Source organism: Nonomuraea rosea, from assembly GCF_039539705.1.
GTDB classification, from domain to species: Bacteria; Actinomycetota; Actinomycetes; order Streptosporangiales; family Streptosporangiaceae; genus Nonomuraea; species Nonomuraea rosea.
In genome coordinates this window covers 236,434-254,434 of record NZ_BAABDQ010000017.1, presented here as the reverse complement: position 1 = coordinate 254,434, position 18,001 = coordinate 236,434, and the positions used below count along the sequence as shown (strand labels likewise).

Here is an 18,001-nt window from a genome sequence, read left to right as displayed (position 1 = left end):
GGCGGGTCTCACTGCGGGTGACACAGCCGATGTTCGTGGACGACTACTCCCGCAACCGGCTGACCGGCGGCTTCATCCTGGTGGACGAGGCCACGAACGGCACCGTCGGCGCCGGCATGATCATCGACGCCACCTGAGGTCGCGGCGGAAGGTAGATCCTTTGGGATAAGCCGACCCGCCGATTACTCTCCGCGCTAGGGTCTTCGCGTTCCGTGTTCGTGACGCGAAGGCCCTTCTCTTTTGATCAATAGCGCATCCACCCTCCGAGTCGTCTACCTGGGCGGTCTCGGCCGTAGTGGCACCACGTTGCTGGAGCGGCTCCTGGGGGAGCTGCCCGGCGTCGTCGCGCTCGGTGAGGTGGTGCACCTCTGGGAGCGGGGCGTGCTCGGCGGCGAGCTGTGCGGCTGCGGGGTGCCGTTCCCCGAGTGCGTCTTCTGGCGGGTGATCGGCGAGCGCGCGTTCGGCGGCTGGACTCCGGCGCTGGCCGAGCGGATGCTGCGGCTGCGGGAGCGGGTGGATCGCACGCGCAGGATCCCGCGGATCGCGCATCCGGACCTGGCGGCGTACACACAGGCGTACCGGCTGGTGTACGAGGCCGTGGGCGCGCCGGTCGTGGTCGATTCCAGCAAGCACGCGTCGCTGGCCTGCTGCCTGCTGGCGAGCGGGGTGGACGTGCGGATCGTGCACGTCGTCCGGGATCCGCGAGCCGTCGCCCACTCCTGGGGCAGGACCGTGCGGCGGCCCGAGGACGGGCTGCCCATGACCCGCTGGGGGCCGGCCCGCACGGCGCTGCACTGGACGGCCCAGAACGCCGCCCTGGAGCTGCTCCCGGGACGCGGCGGCCGGGTGACCAGGATCCGTTACGAGGATCTGCTCGCCGCGCCTGAGGCCACGCTCGTGGCGGTGGCCCGCGAGATCGATCTGGAGGTGCCCGAGGTGCCCTTCATCGAGGGCGGCACCGCTTGGCTCGGCCCCTCCCACACCGCCTCAGGCAACCCGATGCGCTTCCACGTGGGGCGGGTCGAGCTGCGGCGAGACGACTCGTGGGTGTCGGGGCTGCCCGAGCGCGACCGCCGGGTGGTCAACGCGCTCACGTGGCCGCTCAGGGCCAGGTACGGCTACTGGGGGGCGCCGGCGTGACGCGGCTCCGTTCCGTGGGCGTGGTGATCCCGACCAGCGGGAGCCGGCCCCGCCAGCTCCGCGAGGCGGTCGAAGGGGTGCTGGCCCAGGACTATCCGGGCGAGCTGACCCTGGTCGTCGTGGCAGACACCGCCTCGACCGCTGGGAAGGCCGCCTCGGAGGTGGCCGAGCAGGTGGCGGGCGCCGTGCCCGGGAGCCCGCGCTCCGTGCGCGTCCTGCCGAACACGCTCAGCCCCGGCCTGCCGGGCGCCCGCAACACCGGCATCGCGGCCTGCGACACCGACCTCGTCGCCTTCTGCGACGACGACGACGTCTGGCTGCCCGGCAAGGTGTCCGCGCAGGAGCGGGCGCTGCGGGACGGGGGTGAGTTCGCGAGCTGCGGCATCGAGGTCGAGTACGGCGACCGCCGCGTCCCCAGGCTTGCCGGCACGTCGCGGGTGACCGTGGACGACCTGGTGCGCTCGCGGATGGTGATGGTGCACTCGTCGACGTTCCTGTTCCTGCGCGGCTCGCTGTGGGCCGACGAGAGCGCCCCCGGCGGCCAGAACGAGGACTGGGACCTGGCCCTGCGCGCCGCCAAGCGGCAGCCGATCGTGCACGTCGACCGGCCCCTGGTGCGCGTGCGGTGGGGCGGCTCCCTTTACGCGGCCCGCTGGGCCGACCGAATTGCCGGGCTCGACTGGATGCTCGCCCGGCACCCTGAACTGGCCGTGGACCCGTGCGGCGCGGCGCGGGTCTACGGCCAGCTCGCCTTCAGCCACGCCGCGCTCGGGCACCGGCGGGAGGCGGCTCGCTGGGCCGCCCGCACGTTCGCGGCCCGGCCGCGCGAGCCGCGCGCGCCGATCGCGCTCGCCGTGGCGGCGGGCCTCGTCTCCGCGCCCGCCGTGCTGTCGCTGCTCCACCAGCGGGGACGCGGCATTTGACCCCGCCAGAGCCCACGATCCCGGCCGTCCCCGCCCTGTGCCTCACCCCGGTCTTCGGCGGGATCGGCCGTGCTTGAGCGATCTTCGGGGCGGGACGGCCTGTCGCCGGACGTGCCGCGGCCCGATGTGCGGGCGGCGCGGGTGCGGGTGGCGGGTGTGGCGGTGGACCCGCTCACCCAGGACGAGGTGGTCCGGTGGGTGGCCGGCGAGCTGGCAGCGGGCAGGGGCGGCCGGATCGTCACCCCCAACGTCGACATCTGCCGGGCCGTCTCCCTCGACCCCGCGCTCCGCGAGCTCGTGTGCTCCGCCGAGCTCGTGGTGCCCGACGGGATGCCGCTGCTGTGGGCGGCCAGGCTGCTCGGCACGCCGGTGCCCGAGCGGGTCACGGGCGCGGACCTCATCTGGTCGCTCAGCGAGCTCGCCGCCCGCCACGGCTGGCCGGTCTACCTGCTCGGCGGTCCCCCGGGAGTGGCGGACAAGGCGGCGGACGAGCTCACGGCCCGCCATCCCCGCCTGGACGTGTGCGGCGTCCACGCTCCGCCCTACCGCTTCGACGCCACACCGCAGGGAAGCGAGCTCGTACGGCGGAGGGTGGTCGCCGCCCGGCCCCGGCTCGTGTTCGTCGGGCTCGGGTTCCCCCGGCAGGACCGGCTGATCGCGGACCTGCGGGAGGAGCTGCCCGGAGCCTGGTTCGTGGGCTGCGGGGCGGCGATCGCCTTCGCGGCCGGCACGGTCACCAGGGCGCCGGGATGGCTGCAGCGGGCCGGGCTGGAGTGGGCGTTCCGGCTGGTCAGCGAGCCGGGCCGGCTGGCGAGGCGCTACCTGGTGCACGACCTGCCGTTCGCCGTGCGCCTGCTCGGCGGATGCCTGGTCGTTCGGGCCGTAAGGCGAGTACGGGAGCGGATGGGCGATGTCAGGGGACGGGTGCGGCGGGGGCGGTGAGGGTGCGGATGCGGGCGACCTCCTCGGGGCTCAGCCCGCGGGCCGGGTCCTCCAGCGCGCGGCGGGAGTCCATCCGCCGGTACGCCGTGCGTGACAGCCCCGACCAGGCGAAGCCCGTCGCCGCGGCGGAGCCGCCCGTGCACGCCCTGGCGATCCGGCGTTCGGCGGCCGGGGTCCAGGGGAGCCCGGCGTAGGCGTACAGGCGCTGGAATCCGGGCAGCGGGTCGGCGGCCAGGGACTCGTAGGAGGTGAGCAGGATGCCGGGCGTGCGGGCGAGGATCGCGCGGGTCGCCAGCCACAGCGCGGCGGCCTTGGCGACGCGGTCCTGGGAGCCCACGAGGGCGCGTAGCCCCAGCAGCTCCGGATGGTCGCGGACCAGCAGCGGCTGCTCCAGCAGCTCGTGGAAGTAGACCGTCCACCCCAGCCGCTGCCAGCTCGCCACGAACGACACGGGATCGCGCACCAGGGCGATCACCCGGCACCCCAGCCGCCCGGCGAACCAGGCCGTGCTCAGCACCGCGAACGGGTCGTCGAGCAGCGCGCGCCGGCCCGCCATGCGGCCCATGGTGAAGGCGGCGCCGTAGCGGAGGAGACGGGCCAGGTCGTACGGGGAGCGGTTCGCGCGCAGCTCGGCGAGCCAGCGGTAGCGCAGGGCCGCCGTGTCGCGGAAGGCGGGCAGCCAGCCGGCCGCGTTGTCGTCGCAGATGTACTGGAACCTGTGCGTGACGGTCGCCTTGAGCACGCCTGGGCAGCGGCCGGGCGGGTGCTGCGGGTTGAGCGGCTCGTTGACGTAGACCAGGTCGCCGCCGGCCGCGAGCATCTTGCCCGTCCAGCTCGTGCCGCTCCTCGGCAGGCCCGTCACCAGCACGGGCGTCCGCGGCCCCGGAAGCCCGGGAGTCCGCCGACGGTCCGCTCCCAGCTTCGGACCTGCGGCGCTCATGTAAGCGTCCAGGTGCGCAGCCGGAGCGCCGGCAGAGTGTGGCGGCCGAAGGGGTGCAGACCGTAGCGCCGGTGGAGCTGCCACAACGGGAGCAGGTTCTTGACGATCACGCCGCCCGACCACCCGACGACCGCCCCGAGCGCACCGAGACTGGGGATCAGCGCCAGGTCCAGCGCCACGGTGCAGGTGATCGCGATCAGCAGGTTGAGCAGGCTCGTGCCGGTATGACCGGCCGCCGTCAGGACGACGTCCACCATCCCGCAGGCGGTCGCCACCATCATCGTGCCCGCCAGCACCAGCGCGACCGGGGCCGCGGAGCCGTACGAGGGGCCGAACACCCCCAGCACCCAGGGTGCCAGCGCCGCGTACGCGAGCCACACCGGCCACGTCAGCAGGACCAGCCAGATCGTGGTGGCCTGGTACAGCTCCCTGGCCCGCGCCGCCTCCCCGTCGGCGAGCGCCTCGACCAGCCGAGCCTGTACGGCCTGCGCCAGCCCCTGCCCCGCGAGCTGCCCCACTACCCTGAACCGGGTGGCGGCCGTGTACACGGCGGCCTGCGCAGGCCCGCCCAACGCGGCGACGATCACGATGTCCACCCGCTGGAACACCGCCTGGATCGCCCCCGCCAGCGACCTCGGAGCCGTGTACCGCCACAGATCACGTCCCGTCCCCGGCAGGTACGGCGTCCGCGGCACCCGCCCCCGCACCAGGCCCGCGGCCAGCACCAGCACCAGCGCGTACGGCAGCGCCCACGCCACCGGCAGCCACCCGGCCGCCCCCGCCACGGCCGCACCGGCCACCAGCGCGAGCTGGCACGCGGGCAGCACCATCCCGTCCAGCAGCACCGTGGGCCTGACGGACCCGAACCCCCTGGTGGCCGCCAGCAGGACGTCCGCCGCCGCCATCACCGGCAGGGCCACCGCGAGCGGGCCGAGCCGCGGATACAGCAGCACGGCCGCGCCGCACGCCACCGCCGCGCTCGGCACAAGCGCCGCCCGGATATATCCGGATATGCCGAGATACCCATACGTCTTCGCCCGCGCGATGAAGTACACGAGCCCGTTCCCGGCGTCCAGCTTGGCGACCCCGGCGGCCATGAGCGCCACGGCGGTCGCGGTGAAGAAGGCGCCGGCCTCCGCGGCCGTGAACGCCCTGGTCACGACCACCAGCAGGCCGAACTGGGCGAGCGCGCTGAACGCCGCCCCCACGACCCCGGCGAGCCCCCCGCGCCGCACCCGCCGCGCCACGCCGGTCATCGTCGCCACGACGCCGCACCGCCCATCCGCGCCCCGCCCGCCCAGCCGCCCGCCCAGCCGCCCGCCCCGCCGGCCTCAGGGGCCTCCCGGGTCACCGTCGCCACGACGGCTCACCGCCCAGCCACCGGCTCAGCCGCGCGTCGTACGGCTCGAAATGGTCCCGCAGCGCCTGTCCCAGCACCTTGGGCACCCGGCGGGGCAACGGCCGGCCGTTGTGCCGCTCGAACGCCGGATACCCCAGGTGCGGCACCCCCAGGAACTCCAGTACCCGGTCGTACACGCCCTCCGGCTCCTTGAAGAACCGGTGGCTGTCGAGCACCAGGATCCGCTCACGCCCGATCAGCGGCTCCAGCCGGTCGAGCTGCTCGGCGTAGCGGCCCCTGGCGAGGTAGGCGTGGTGGCGATGCGAGTGGTGCAGCGCGAACGGCGACTCGCGCAGCAGCTCCTCGGCCCCGGCCAGCCGCCGGGCTTCGAGCTCGACGGCGTACTCGAAGTGCGACTCGGTCTCGAAGCCCCTGGCCAGCTCGTGGGCGTGCGCCGAGCAGGCCCGTTCGACGGGGTCGCGGACGAGCACGATCAGCTTCACGCCGGGCAGATCGGCCGCGATCCGCTCCCCGGCCAGCGGATGGAACAGGTAGTACGGGGACGACTCGAACGCCTGCGCCCGCGCGCCGTACCGGTGGGCGAGCAGCGCCGCGCTCACCCACAGCGGAAAGTGGGCCTGATACCAGGGCTCCCCTCGCGCATAGCCGACGTCGAAGTAGTGCACCCCCTTGTGCAGCACCGGTTTGAGCAGCAGCGGATGCTGGGCCAGCGCCCGGTACAGCGAGGTGGTGCCGCACCGCTGCGCTCCCGTGATCAGGAACGACGGGAGCACCCGCACCCCCGACGTGAACCTCCCCGTGGCCCGCGAGAGCGACAGCACCGAGCGCTTCATGGTCCTCATGCCAGCAGCTCCTCGTGGTCGACGACCGGATTGAGCCAGGTACGCGGGGGCCCGAGCGGCGCGTGCCCGTCGGCGGCGTGCCTGTCGGACAGCGCGATCAGGTAGCGCAGCGCGGTCTGCTTGGCCACCGCCGCGGTCAGGCCCAGGGGCGCGAGCTCGCGGGCGGCCCGCGTCACGCACGCGCGGGCCGCGGCCGACGGGCTCATCCTGCGCAGCGCCCGCTGGAAGAAGTAGTGCACGGCGTCGAATCCGTAGGGGACGCCGACCTCGTACCGCTCCCAGTCCCACACGAGCAGGCGGCCGTCGGAGGACGCGCACAGGTTCCACGGCGCGAGGTCGCCGTGCCAGGCCGGGCTCGGCCCTCCGGTGCCGGCGATCTCCTTGACGGCCGCGCGCAGCAGCGGCGCGGGCACCCGGCCGCGCCTGACCGGCAGCGGCGACAGCGCCAGCACCGCCAGCCCGCGCCAGTCGCCGTGGTGCAGCACGGCCGGCGCGCGCACGGTGTCCAGCGGCAGCCCGGCCAGCCGGCGCAGGGCGGCGGCCTCGGCGGTGACCAGCCGCCGCGCCCGCGCGCTGTCGCCGATCTTCACGAACGCCAGCCGCTTCCCGCCCGACCGCGCCTCCAGGATGGGCTTCCTGTTGGCCCGCCGCGCCGGGCGTACGTGGAGGACGGTCTCGACCGGCCGGGAGAAGACCTCGCTCAGGTACGCCGCGATGGACCCCTCGCCGGGCACCATCACCTGGGCCCCCACGTGCCACCACCGGCGCGGCGCCAGCCGGCGCGGCACGGCGGCGTGCGGCAGCAGCGTGTACGCCCTGGGCGAGCCGGAGCCGGGATGCAGCAACCGGACGGTCTCCGCGAGGTAGCCGAGCCGGACGGCCGCGTCGTTCATGCGTCTCTCCAGGGAAGGGATCATGCGTTCCGCCACAGGAGCGCGAACGAGATGAGATAGAGGCTGAGCGGCGTGACCAGTCCGTCGTAGACGAACATGTAGAGCAGGACGAGCCCCATCACCAGCACTCCGGCCAGCCCGATCGGGCTGCGGTCACGCCAGTGGCGGCGGATCGCGCCGAGGAAGAACGCCACGTAGAGCGCCGCCCCGGTGAACCCCTGCGTGATGATCAGCAGCCAGAGCTGCCCGTCGCTGCCCAGCGGCGGATGCCCGCAGCCCCCGCACCACTGCGTCTTACCCGTGGTGATCGTGCGGTGGTTGCCGGTGGCGTTGCGGGTGTTGCCGAAGCCGATGACCGGCGAGTGGCCCGCCGTCGCGATGGTGGCCGACACGGTGAAGGCCCTGATGTCGTTCGAGTGGGGTTTGTCCAGCCGCTGGGAGACCAGCGACGCCAGCGGGCTGAGCGCGAACACCAGCGCCCCCGCCGCCACCGCGCCGCAGAGCGCGACCCTGGTACGCCCGCCCACCCGGACGATCAGGTAGCCGACGGCCAGGCCCAGGCCGATCCAGAGGCCGCGGTTGAGCGAGTAGACGATGGGGACGGCGGCCAGCGCGAGCGAGACGGCGACGAAGACCTTCTGCCGCGGCCCGCCGTGCACCCACCAGCCGACCACGAACCACACCAGCAGCACCGACACGTTGCTGCCCCACGCGTTCGCCCACTCGAACGGCGCCTCCGGCCTGGGGGAGGCGTAGCCGAGCACCTTCTGCGTCTGGGCGGCGGTGGGGTGGATGAGGTTCTGGACGAAGGAGTTCTCGCTGATCCAGCCGGGCAGCAGCAGCTCCATCGGCGAGGTGAAGGCGAAGGCCGGGAACAGCACGCCGAGCAGCCCGCCGGCGACCGTGGTGACGAACAGCACGCCGAGCATGCGCACGAGGCGGAGCTGGGGCAGCTCGCGTTCTGTCAGGTTGCCGAGGTAGAGGACCATGATCAGGATGGACGCGTAGAGCGCCAGCCGCATGACGTAGCCGGCGATCCGGCCGGGGCCGAGCTCCCCGTACGTGCCGGGCGGTGTCTCCGCCAGCATCAGCGCGCTGATCACGTAGCCGGCGAGCAGCAGCAGCCACAGCCCGAACCCGCGCGGCACCTTGACCGGCCTGCGCCGCCACAGCACCACCGCCATCGGCACCGCCAGGACGATCACCGACAGCCCGCCGAACCCGAGCGCCCACCACACCGGGTAGCCCACGAGCAGCGCCGCGATGGGCCAGGCGGGTGCTCTCACGTCGGCTGGCCTGGCCGCCGCTGGTGGTGGAGCGCCTGCATGGGCGTGGTCTCTGCCGACACGCTGACCTCCAGCTCGCCGGTGGCGACGAGCTTGCCGAGCGAGGTGTGGGTGCGCGGTTCGAGCAGGGGCACGAACGACGGGACCGCGTCGGTGGCCGTCACCACGCCGACGATCGGTACGTCGTGCGCGCCCAGTTGCCGTACGGCGGCCGCGACCTGCGCCGAGGTGACCCGGCCGAGCCCCACCAGGAGCAGGGCCGCGTCCGCCCTGGCCAGGTCGCGGACGTCGGAGCCGTCGAGCACCGACAGCGGCGCGCTGACGGCCAGCGGCTCGGCCAGCGAGGAGGCGTACAGGTCGGCGGGCAGCGACCTGACCAGCAGCCGCTTGCCGGGGCACGCGGCGACCACGGCGCAGGCCAGGTCGTGCAGCACGCCGTGCTCGCGCGGGCTCGACAGGTCGCTGAGCACGGGGAGCCCGGTCAGCCGCTCGACGTCGGCCGCCGTGCGCAGCCGCCGGTCGAGCCGGTCGCGGGCGTAGGCGGCGGCGGAGCCGGTGAGCAGCCCGGCCATCAGCCCGGTGCCCAGGTAGAGGGGCAGGCTGGGCGAGCTGGGCGCGGCCGGCGGCGCGGCCTGGCTGATGACCGTGCCCGGCGTCACCGCGACCGTGCGCAGCGCGTCGTACTTCAGCGCGAGGCTGGCGGCCTGCCGGTTGAGCACGCTCTGCCGCTGCAGCGCGATCGAGCGCGCGGGGGCGCCCTTGGGCAGCGTGGGGAGCTGCTTGATCACGGTGTCGATCCCGGCGTTGACCTGCTTGAGCTTGGCGAGCACGGCCTGCTGCTGCTCGGCCATCGCCGACAGGGCGCTCTCGCGGCGGTTGGCGAGATAGGCGTCGGCGTACGCGCGGGACTGCGCCGCCGCGGCGTCCGGCTGGGCGGCCGTCACCGACATCCACAGCACCGACGAGTTGGGCGGCACCGCGACCTCGACCGGGTCGGGCGCGCCCACCCCCAGCGCCGTGGCGGCCCGCGCCGCGACCACCGCCGACTGCGCGACCTGGGCCTCGGTGTCGAGGTTGAGCGGCTCGCGCTGGCGGGCGGTCACCTGGTTGCCCGGCTCCTGAGTGCCGACCGGCATGACGAGGACCTGGGTGGTGGCGGTGTAGGCGGGCGGTGTGAGCCGTAGCAGCGCGAGCCCCGCGGTGCCGCCGAACACGACGCAGCCCACGAGGAGCAGCCACCTCCTGCGCAGCAGTGCGAGGTGCTCGTCCAGGTCGGTACCGGAGCTCATGGGGGAGGGTCTCCTGGGGGGTGTGCGATTCGTCTCCAGTCGGCGACGCAGCGTCACGTTTCGAGATGCGCGCCCACTATAGGACGGACGGTCAGCACCCAGGTTGAATACGCAAGATTTTCTCCGATACGGCCAGCAATAAATGCCTGCAAAAGGGAAATTTCGCGAAAAGGCGGCCAGGCCCGAACCCGCCACGAACTGGGGAGACTCTCACACTGGCTGAAGTTCCAGGAATGACATGGCAAGGTTCAGGTTTGATAGGCGGGGGTCATTCGACGAGGGGGTTGGAAGGCTTTGCAGCTTCGGGGAATTTCGTATACCGCAACACACGCGGCATTCGTCCTGGGCGTGGTCGTCGTGCTGGCCGCCTGTTCCAGCGCGGAGGGCTCCGACGCGCGGGCGCCCGCGCAGGCCGCCAGACAGGCGACGCCGGGCGCGCAGGCCTGCACGGCCACCACGAGGCTCATCCCGTCGTGCGGCGCCTGGTGGGGCATCGCGCCGGAGGTCTTCACCGGCGCTCCGGTGGAGGAGGCCCTGCACGGCGCGGAGTCGCGCATGGGCGCGACGGCCGACGTCCTGCACGTCTACCATCGGGGCAGCGAGCTGTTCCCCACCGAGGCCGAGATCAGGCTGGCCCGCGACCCGGCCAAGCCCCGGCTGCTCATGATCAACTGGAAGCCGTCCTTCGACCACACCTGGGCGGAGATCGCCGACGGCGCGCTCGACGCCAGGATCGACCGGCTGGCCGGCTACCTCAGGCGCACCTTCCCCGAGCGGTTCTTCCTCACGATCCACCACGAGCCGGAGAACGACGTGGACGGGGCTTCGGGCTCCGGCATGCAGGCCGCCGACTACGCGGCCATGTACCGGCACGTCGTGCTCAGGCTGCGGGCCGGCGGGGTGAAGAACGCCGTCACCGTCATGACGTACATGGGGGCGCCGAACTGGGCGGCGAAGTCGTGGTTCGAGGATCTCTACCCGGGTGACGACGTGGTCGACTGGGTGGCCATGGACCCGTACGCCGACGATCGGGTGCAGGACTTCGACGGGCTGGTGAACAAGACCCGCAAGGAGTACGCGCAGTGGCCGGGGTTCTACCGGTGGATGCAGGCGCGCTTCCCGGGCAAGCCGGTCATGGTCGCCGAGTGGGGGGTGTTCGAGCGGCCGCTCGACCGGTCGTTCAAGCGGGCCTTCTTCGAGTCGGTGCGGCGGCAGATCAAGCGTTATCCGCAGATCAAGGCGCTGCTCTACTTCGACTCCCCGCAGGCGCCGCGCGGTGACACGAGCTTCGACGTGGGCTCAGGGGCCGACAAGGCGTTCAGCGAGCTCGCGCTGGACCCGTACTTCCGCGCGACCAGGGTGCCCCGCCCCTAGCGCGCGTTCACCTCGGTGCCCGCGGGCTCGTCCCGCGTGGCGGCGCGGCTCACGCGCAGGCGCCAGCCCGCGATCGTGACGGCGGTGGCGGCCAGGAGTGCCCAGACGGTGAGCGTGTTGCTCACGTCGAGCAGCTTGAGCGCGGAAGCGAGCAGGACGATCGCCAGGAGCGCTCTGATCAGGCCGCCAGGGGCCCGCGAGGAGATCCTGGCGCCCAGGTAGACGCCTGGGATCGAGCCGATGAGCAGCGACAGCGTGAGGTCGAGCTGGAAGTCGCCGAACAGCAGGTGACCGAGCGCGGCCGCGGCGACCAGCGGCACGGCCTGCACCAGGTCGGTGCCGACGAGCTGGTTGGCCTTGAGCGCGGGGTAGAGGGCGAGCAGGGCCACGATGATCAGCGAACCGGAGCCCACGGACGAGACGCCGACGACCAGCCCGCCTACCGTACCGACCAGTAGGGTCGGAATTGGGCGCACGACGATCTCGTGCGCGCTCGACGAGCCGCCCCGCGCGCCGAGCCAGCTCTTGAGCGCCATGCCCGCGACGGCCAGCAGGAGCGCCACGCCGAGCGCGTACTTGACCGCGTCGGTGACCGCGAACGCGCGGGCCAGGAACACCCCGCAGAACGCGGCCGGCACCGAGCCGGCGCACAGCCAGCCGACCAGGCGCAGGTTGACGGTGCCGTGGCGCAGGTGGACCACGCTGCCGACCGGCTTCATCACGGCCGAGGCGACCAGGTCGCTGGAGACCGCGGCCAGCGGCGGGACGTTGAAGAACAGCATCATCATCGGCGTCATGAGCGCGCCGCCGCCCATGCCGGTCAGGCCGACGACGATGGCGATGACGAAGGACCCGCCGATCAGCGCCCAGTCGATCAACGAACCCAGCCTCCACTCCTCAGCGTGCCCAGCACCTGGGAGACGGCCGCGTCGATCGAGAGATGCGTGGTGTCGATCACCAGCTCGGCGTCGTCCGGCTCCTCGTAGGGGTCGGAGATGCCGGTGAACTCGGGGATGAGCCCGGCGCGGGCCTTGGCGTACAGGCCCTTGCGGTCGCGCCGCTCGCACTCCTCCAGCGGGGTCGCGACGTGCACGAGCAGGAAGTCGGCGCCGACCGAATCGACCATCTCGCGCACCTCCTCGCGCGTGCCGGCATAGGGGGCGATGGGCGCGCAGATGGCCAGGCCGCCGTGGCGGGCGGTCTCGGCGGCCACGAAGCCGATGCGGCGGATGTTCAGGTCGCGGTCGGCCTTGGAGAACGTCAGGCCCTTGGACAGCAGATGGCGCACCACGTCGCCGTCGAGGTAGGTCACCGTGCGGCTGCCGAGCTCCAGCAGCGCGTCGCGCAGGCCCCGGGCGATCGTGGACTTGCCGGAGCCCGACAGGCCGGTGAAGAACACCACCAGCCCGCGGCGGTGTGGCGGCCCGGGAATGCTCACGGGCTCGGGGCCGGCCAGGTGCTCGGCCGCGCCGTAGGCGGTGGCGACGTGCTCGCGCAGCTCCAGGTCGATCTCGGGCTCCTCGCGCGGCGCCAGGGGCACGGAGACGACCAGCGTGCCGGGCGGGAGCTTCTCCTGGGCGCGCAGCGCCGCGCGTACGACGGCGGGGCCTGCCTCGCCGTACGAGAGGGGGAGCAGCAGGATCACCGCGTCGAGCTCCTTGGCGGTGGCCGCGATCTCGGAAAGGTCGTCGAGCGGCCCCCGCATGGTGACGGCGAGCGCGGGACGCCCGCCGAGCTCGGCCCGCACCTCCGACGGCGTGCGCCGCAGCCGCGCGAACGGCCCGTGCTCCGGCGCGCCGAGACCCTTGACCGGCCCGGAGACCAGCCCGTCGGCCTCCTGAGCGGCCACCGTGAGCGCGGCCAGCGGCAGGCCCTCCGGGTCGAGCAGCGTGACCTCGTCGCCGGGGGCGACCTCGGCGCTCAGGTGGAGCGTGACGGGCGCGGGCCACGGGGAGCCGTCGGCGAGCATGCCGCGCTCGTGCACCGCGTGCAGGTCGTCGTGGCCGAGGAACCCGGCCAGTGGCTCGAACGCGCCGGAGAGCAGCAGTTCGAGATCGGCCAGCTCGCGCGGGTCGGGGGTCCACTCCACGTCGTCCTACATCCCAACTATTCCGATTGAATTGGTAGGAAAGGAGTCTACCGGCTGATACCAGTGTGTCACTAGAGGAGCCGGGCGAAGTGATGCTGCGGCTTCCTGATCACCATCGTGATCTCGTCGTGGGAGCCGGGATAGCGGCCGCTGGTCAGCCAGGACATCAACGCGACCGCGGCGCTCCCGATCCGGCCCGCGCGGGCCGGGCCGCTGGTGTTGCGCTCGTCGTCGGTGATCTGCAGGCCCCTGCTGAGACAGAACGCGTGGATGCCGTCGCTCGACGCCAGCGGCTCGTACACGGCGGGCAGCGGCCCCGGCGTGCCGAACGGGGCGAGCGGGCGCCACAGCAGCCGGCGCAGCCAGGCCGGCGTGACCCGGTCGAGCAGGCCGTAGGCGGACTTGCGGTCGCGCATGCGCAGCAGCACCAGGCCGCCGGGGCGCAGCGACTGCAGCAGCCGGTCGAACACCAGCTCCGCGTGCTGAATGCGCTCCAGCAGGAACGAGAGCTGGATCACGTCGTAGGCCCTGGGCGCCAGCGGCACGCAGCGCAGGTCGCCCAGCGACCACGAGATCAGGTCGGCCCGCTCCTGCAGCACCTGCCTGATCGCAGGATGATCCTCGTCGGCCCCGGTGGACCTGGTCTCGACATGGTCCAGGGCCAGCGGCTCGTCGTGAGCGCACCCGGCGACCAGCACGTCTAGTCGCCTGATCGGCTGCCCAGCGCAGTGTTCGCGGACCCGTACACCGAAGAGGTCGCCTCGCTGGGCGACCGATCGCACCTCAGACATGTCACCTACAGTAATCGGCCGATCGTAAGCAGTAATGCAATTCCCTGCTAGCGTCCTGGCACGTGCGGAGCGATGAGGTGTACGTGGGCAACGCCAATGTCGACGCGCCCGGCGACCATGGCTGGCTCCTCGGTCACTTCAAACCCCCGGGCGACCCAAGACACAGCGAAGACGTCGAGATCAAGTGGGGCGTGCACCGGCCGGGCGAGGAGCGGGCGCAGTGGACCAGGGGCGAGACGCGCACCGCCCTGCTCGTCCTCATCAGCGGCCGGTTCCGGGTCGAGCTGCCCGGCCGCAGCGTGCTGCTGGCCGAGCCGGGGGACTACGTGGTGTGGGGCAAGGGGGTCGACCATTCGTGGCGCGCGGAGGAGGCGTCGACCGTCCTCACCGTCCGCTGGCCCTCCGTGCCTGGCTATGCCGTTGACTCCGGGCCTGTTGACTCCGGGCCTGTTGGCTCCGAGCCCGGTGGCTCCGAGCCCGGTGGCTTCGGGGCTGGTGGCAACGTGCGGGACGGCGCGGGATGCGGCTCGCGCGGCGAGTAGGCTGGTAGGAGACCCCCGCGACCTGACCCGGCCGGGGGTAATCGTGTTGCCGTCGTGGGGCTGTGGGCGTATCTGATGAGTCTTTCCGGACTACTTGACCTTGTTCGCGCCGACCCGAAATTGACCGCCGCTCTCGAAGAGGGCGGCGATGTCTCGCTGATCGCGCCGTCCGCGCTGCGCCCGTTCGCCGTGGCCGCGCTGAGCGGGCACGATCAGCGTGCCGTGCTCGCCGTCACCGCGACCGGCCGTGAGGCCGAGGATCTGGCCGCGGCGCTGACCAGCCTCATCGAGCCCAGCTCCGTCGCCGTGTTCCCGGCGTGGGAGACGCTGCCGCATGAGCGGCTCTCGCCGCGCAGCGACACGGTCGGCCAGCGGCTGGCGGTGCTCAGGCGGCTGGCGCACCCGGTGAAGGGCGACACGTCGGCGGGGCCGCTCAGCGTGATCGTGGCGCCGATCAGGGCGCTGCTGCAGCCGATCGTGAAGGGGCTCGGCGACCTGGAGCCGATCCGGCTGCGGGCCGGTGACGACGCCGACCTCGACGACGTCGTGGCCAACCTGGTCAACAACGGCTACAACCGCGTTGACATGGTGGAGAAGCGCGGCGAGGTGGCCGTGCGCGGCGGGCTGCTCGACGTGTTCCCGCCGACCGAGGAGCACCCGCTGCGGCTGGAGTTCTGGGGCGACACGGTCGAGGAGATCCGCTGGTTCAAGGTGGCCGACCAGCGCTCGCTGGAGGCGGCCGAGGACGGCCTGTTCGCGCCGCCGTGCCGCGAGCTGCTGCTGACCGCCGAGGTGCGGGCCAGGGCCAGGGAGCTGGCCGAGGAGCACCCAGCGCTGGTCGAGGTGCTCGACCAGCTCGCGGAGGGCTCGCCGGTCGAGGGTATGGAGGCGTTCGCGCCCGTGCTGGCGGGGGAGATGGACCTGCTGCTCGACCACCTGCCGATCAGGTCGGCGGTGTTCGTGTGCGATCCCGAGCGGATCAGGGGGCGGGCCGAGGAGCTCGTACGCACCTCGCAGGAGTTCCTGGAGGCCTCCTGGATCAACGCGGCGGCCGGCGGCGAGGCCCCGATCGACCTCGGCGCGGCGGCGTTCCGCTCGCTGGAGGAGATCCGCCACCACGCCGACGCGCTGGGCCAGCCGTGGTGGACGATCGCGCCGTTCGGCGGCGGCGTCGAGCTGGACGCTCAAGACTCCGAGGCCTACCGGGGCGACACCGCCAAGGCGCTGGCCGACATCAAGGGCTGGCTGGCGGAGGACAAAGCGGTCGTGCTGCTCAGCGAGGGCCACGGGCCCGCCGAGCGGATGGTGGAGCTGCTCAAGGGCGTGGACGTACCCGCCCGGCTGCAGAAATATCTGGATAAAGCGCCCGAGGCCAAGGTCGTGCACGTCACGACCGGCCTGATCGAGCACGGGTTCATCACGCCGGGCCTGGCCGTGCTCACCCACCTCGACCTGGTCGGGCAGAAGGCCTCGACCAAGGACATGCGCCGGCTGCCCTCGCGCCGCCGCAACATGGTGGACCCGCTGCAGCTCAAGGTCGGCGACCACGTGGTGCACGAGCAGCACGGCGTGGGCCGCTACATCGAGATGGTCCAGCGCACGGTCCAGGGCGCCACCCGCGAATACCTGGTCATCGAATACGCCAAGGGCGACCGCCTCTACGTGCCGACCGACCAGCTCGACGAGGTCACCCGCTACGTCGGCGGCGAGGCGCCCACGCTCAACCGCATGGGCGGTGCCGACTGGGCCAAGGCCAAGTCGCGGGCGAAGAAGGCGGTCAAGGAGATCGCGGGCGAGCTCATCAGGCTCTACTCCGCCCGCATGGCCTCGCCCGGTCACCCGTTCGGGGAGGACACGCCGTGGCAGCGGGAGATGGAGGACGCCTTCCCGTACGCCGAGACCGGCGACCAGCTCGAAGCCATCGACGAAGTTAAGCGCGACATGGAGCGCGGCGTCCCGATGGACCGGCTGATCTGCGGCGACGTCGGCTACGGCAAGACCGAGATCGCGGTGCGGGCGGTGTTCAAGGCGGTGCAGGACGGCAAGCAGGTGGCCGTGCTGGTGCCGACGACGCTGCTGGTGCAGCAGCACATGTCCACGTTCACCGAGCGGTTCTCCAGCTTCCCCGTCACGGTCAAGCCGGTCTCGCGCTTCCAGACCGACGGCGAGGTCAAGGGCACCCTCGAAGGGCTCAGGTCGGGCGCGGTGGACGTGGTGATCGGCACCCACCGGCTGCTCAGCCCCGAGGTCAGGTTCAAGGACCTGGGCCTGATCATCATCGACGAGGAGCAGCGGTTCGGCGTCGAGCACAAAGAGGCGATGAAGCACCTGCGCACGCAGGTGGACGTGCTGGCCATGTCGGCCACGCCGATCCCGCGCACGCTGGAGATGGGGCTGACGGGGATCAGGGAGATGTCCACGATCCTCACGCCGCCGGAGGAGCGGCACCCGATCCTCACGTTCGTGGGACCTTACGAGGAGAAGCAGATCGGGGCCGCGATCAGGCGCGAGCTGATGCGCGACGGCCAGATCTTCTTCGTCCACAACCGGGTGACCTCGATCAACCGCGTCGCCGCGCGGCTGCGCGAACTGGTCCCCGAGGCGCGCATCGCGGTGGCGCACGGCCAGATGAACGAGCACCAGCTTGAGAAGATCATGGTGGGCTTCTGGGAACGCGAGTACGACCTGCTCGTGGCCACCACGATCGTGGAGTCCGGGCTCGACGTGCCCAACGCCAACACGCTGATCGTGGACCGGGCCGACAACTACGGGCTCTCGCAGCTCCACCAGCTCAGAGGCCGGGTCGGGCGAGGCAGGGAGCGCGGGTACGCGTACTTCCTCTACCCGCCGGAGAAGCCGCTGACCGAGACCGCGCACGAGCGGCTGGCGACGATCTCGCAGCACACCGAGATGGGCGCGGGCATGTACGTCGCGATGAAGGACCTGGAGATCCGCGGCGCGGGCAACGTCCTGGGCGCCGAGCAGTCCGGCTTCATCGCGGGCGTCGGCTTCGACCTGTACGTCCGGCTGATGACCGACGCGGTGAAGGAGCAGAAGGCCAAGCTGGCGGGCGTCGAGGTCGAGGAGGAACATCCGGACGTCAAGGTCGAGCTGCCGATCAACGCCCACATCCCGCACGACTACGTGACCTCCGAGCGGCTGCGGCTGGAGGCGTACAAGCGGATCGCCTCCATCTCGGCGCCCATCCACATCGAAGAGGTACGCGACGAGCTGACCGACCGCTACGGCAAGCCGCCGGCGGAGGTGGACAACCTGCTCGAAGTGGCGAAGTTCCGGATCAAGGCCCGCCAGGCCGGGCTCACGGACGTCACGCTGCAGGGCCAGAACATCAAGTTCGGCCCCGCCAGACTGCGCGAGTCGCAGCAGGTCCGCCTCGACCGGCTGTACAAGAAGGCGATATACAAGCAGGCGGCGGAGACGCTGCTGGTTCCGGTTCCCAAGACCAAGCCGCTGGGCGGGCAGCCGCTGCGCGATCTCGACCTGCTCAAATGGTGCGGTGACCTGGTCGAGGCGATGTTCCTTGAGCCCGCACGGGTAAGCTAGCGGCGGTTTACGGTCGGAAAGGGACG

Annotated in this window: 16 protein-coding genes; 7 read left to right on the top strand and 9 right to left on the bottom strand. The window is 72.3% G+C overall.

The genetic code is table 11. The features are described 5' to 3' along the window. The 4 genes from ABEA43_RS34510 to ABEA43_RS34495 form a co-directional block, all read left to right on the top strand. The coding region (locus tag ABEA43_RS34510) for an elongation factor 1-alpha C-terminal domain-related protein (protein ID WP_425570400.1) at positions 1-137 on the top strand (137 nt) is incomplete at its 5' end. A gap of 103 nt (positions 138-240) precedes the next feature. After that, the gene (locus tag ABEA43_RS34505) at positions 241-1,140 is read left to right on the top strand and encodes a sulfotransferase (protein ID WP_345568502.1); all 900 of its coding nucleotides are present in this window, start codon (positions 241-243) and stop codon (positions 1,138-1,140) included. Next, the gene (locus tag ABEA43_RS34500; protein WP_345568501.1) at positions 1,137-2,063 is read left to right on the top strand and encodes a glycosyltransferase family 2 protein; all 927 of its coding nucleotides are present in this window, start codon (positions 1,137-1,139) and stop codon (positions 2,061-2,063) included. Before ABEA43_RS34505 ends, ABEA43_RS34500 begins: the two co-directional genes overlap by 4 nt. A 69-nt stretch (positions 2,064-2,132) precedes the next feature. Then, entirely contained in the window at positions 2,133-3,005 is an 873-nt protein-coding gene (locus tag ABEA43_RS34495; protein WP_345568500.1) for a WecB/TagA/CpsF family glycosyltransferase, read from the top strand. Here the strand turns inward: ABEA43_RS34495 and ABEA43_RS34490 are convergent. From ABEA43_RS34490 to ABEA43_RS34465, 6 genes are all read right to left on the bottom strand, one after another. Next, complete coding sequence (locus ABEA43_RS34490; RefSeq protein WP_345568498.1) at positions 2,977-3,945, bottom strand: sulfotransferase; 969 nt, start codon at positions 3,943-3,945, stop codon at positions 2,977-2,979. The two genes, ABEA43_RS34495 and ABEA43_RS34490, sit on opposite strands and share 29 nt — an antisense overlap. Next, positions 3,942-5,201: a lipopolysaccharide biosynthesis protein gene (locus tag ABEA43_RS34485; RefSeq protein ID WP_345568516.1), complete on the bottom strand. Its 1,260-nt coding sequence runs from the start codon at positions 5,199-5,201 to the stop codon at positions 3,942-3,944. Before ABEA43_RS34485 ends, ABEA43_RS34490 begins: the two co-directional genes overlap by 4 nt. Before the next feature lie 91 nt (positions 5,202-5,292). Continuing rightward, complete coding sequence (locus ABEA43_RS34480; protein WP_345568496.1) at positions 5,293-6,147, bottom strand: sulfotransferase family protein; 855 nt, start codon at positions 6,145-6,147, stop codon at positions 5,293-5,295. Then, complete coding sequence (locus ABEA43_RS34475) at positions 6,144-7,040, bottom strand: hypothetical protein (protein WP_345568495.1); 897 nt, start codon at positions 7,038-7,040, stop codon at positions 6,144-6,146. Before ABEA43_RS34475 ends, ABEA43_RS34480 begins: the two co-directional genes overlap by 4 nt. A gap of 20 nt (positions 7,041-7,060) precedes the next feature. After that, positions 7,061-8,326, bottom strand: a complete 1,266-nt coding sequence (locus ABEA43_RS34470; protein ID WP_345568494.1) for a hypothetical protein — start codon at positions 8,324-8,326, stop codon at positions 7,061-7,063. Beyond that, positions 8,323-9,615, bottom strand: coding sequence for a Wzz/FepE/Etk N-terminal domain-containing protein (locus ABEA43_RS34465; protein WP_345568493.1), 1,293 nt, complete (start codon positions 9,613-9,615; stop codon positions 8,323-8,325). Before ABEA43_RS34465 ends, ABEA43_RS34470 begins: the two co-directional genes overlap by 4 nt. A gap of 348 nt (positions 9,616-9,963) precedes the next feature. On the opposite strand from ABEA43_RS34465, the gene ABEA43_RS34460 reads away from it, so the two are divergent. Continuing rightward, positions 9,964-10,989: a glycoside hydrolase family 26 protein gene (locus tag ABEA43_RS34460; protein ID WP_345568492.1), complete on the top strand. Its 1,026-nt coding sequence runs from the start codon at positions 9,964-9,966 to the stop codon at positions 10,987-10,989. Here the strand turns inward: ABEA43_RS34460 and ABEA43_RS34455 are convergent. The 3 genes from ABEA43_RS34455 to ABEA43_RS34445 form a co-directional block, all read right to left on the bottom strand. Next, positions 10,986-11,867, bottom strand: a complete 882-nt coding sequence (locus ABEA43_RS34455) for a sulfite exporter TauE/SafE family protein (RefSeq protein ID WP_345568491.1) — start codon at positions 11,865-11,867, stop codon at positions 10,986-10,988. The two genes, ABEA43_RS34460 and ABEA43_RS34455, sit on opposite strands and share 4 nt — an antisense overlap. Then, entirely contained in the window at positions 11,864-13,078 is a 1,215-nt protein-coding gene (gene cysC, locus ABEA43_RS34450; protein WP_345568489.1) for an adenylyl-sulfate kinase, read from the bottom strand. The genes ABEA43_RS34455 and cysC overlap by 4 nt, the downstream gene beginning before the upstream one ends. A gap of 71 nt (positions 13,079-13,149) precedes the next feature. Further along, entirely contained in the window at positions 13,150-13,869 is a 720-nt protein-coding gene (locus ABEA43_RS34445; protein WP_345568488.1) for a methyltransferase domain-containing protein, read from the bottom strand. 62 nt (positions 13,870-13,931) lie between these two features. On the opposite strand from ABEA43_RS34445, the gene ABEA43_RS34440 reads away from it, so the two are divergent. Both ABEA43_RS34440 and mfd read left to right on the top strand, forming a co-directional pair. Beyond that, positions 13,932-14,411: a signal peptidase I gene (locus ABEA43_RS34440; protein WP_345568487.1), complete on the top strand. Its 480-nt coding sequence runs from the start codon at positions 13,932-13,934 to the stop codon at positions 14,409-14,411. 75 nt (positions 14,412-14,486) lie between these two features. Then, positions 14,487-17,975: a transcription-repair coupling factor gene (gene mfd, locus ABEA43_RS34435; RefSeq protein ID WP_345568485.1), complete on the top strand. Its 3,489-nt coding sequence runs from the start codon at positions 14,487-14,489 to the stop codon at positions 17,973-17,975. Positions 17,976-18,001: the final 26 nt, after the last annotated feature.

Coding starts and splice junctions, on each gene's coding strand:
- ABEA43_RS34490 (WP_345568498.1), bottom strand. CDS start 3,945: ATGAGCGCCGCAGGTCCGAAGCTGGGAGCGGACCGTCGGCGGACTCCC.
- ABEA43_RS34485 (WP_345568516.1), bottom strand. CDS start 5,201: ATGACCGGCGTGGCGCGGCGGGTGCGGCGCGGGGGGCTCGCCGGGGTC.
- ABEA43_RS34480 (WP_345568496.1), bottom strand. CDS start 6,147: ATGAGGACCATGAAGCGCTCGGTGCTGTCGCTCTCGCGGGCCACGGGG.
- ABEA43_RS34475 (WP_345568495.1), bottom strand. CDS start 7,040: ATGAACGACGCGGCCGTCCGGCTCGGCTACCTCGCGGAGACCGTCCGG.
- ABEA43_RS34465 (WP_345568493.1), bottom strand. CDS start 9,615: ATGAGCTCCGGTACCGACCTGGACGAGCACCTCGCACTGCTGCGCAGG.
- ABEA43_RS34445 (WP_345568488.1), bottom strand. CDS start 13,869: ATGTCTGAGGTGCGATCGGTCGCCCAGCGAGGCGACCTCTTCGGTGTA.
- mfd (WP_345568485.1), top strand. CDS start 14,487: ATGAGTCTTTCCGGACTACTTGACCTTGTTCGCGCCGACCCGAAATTG.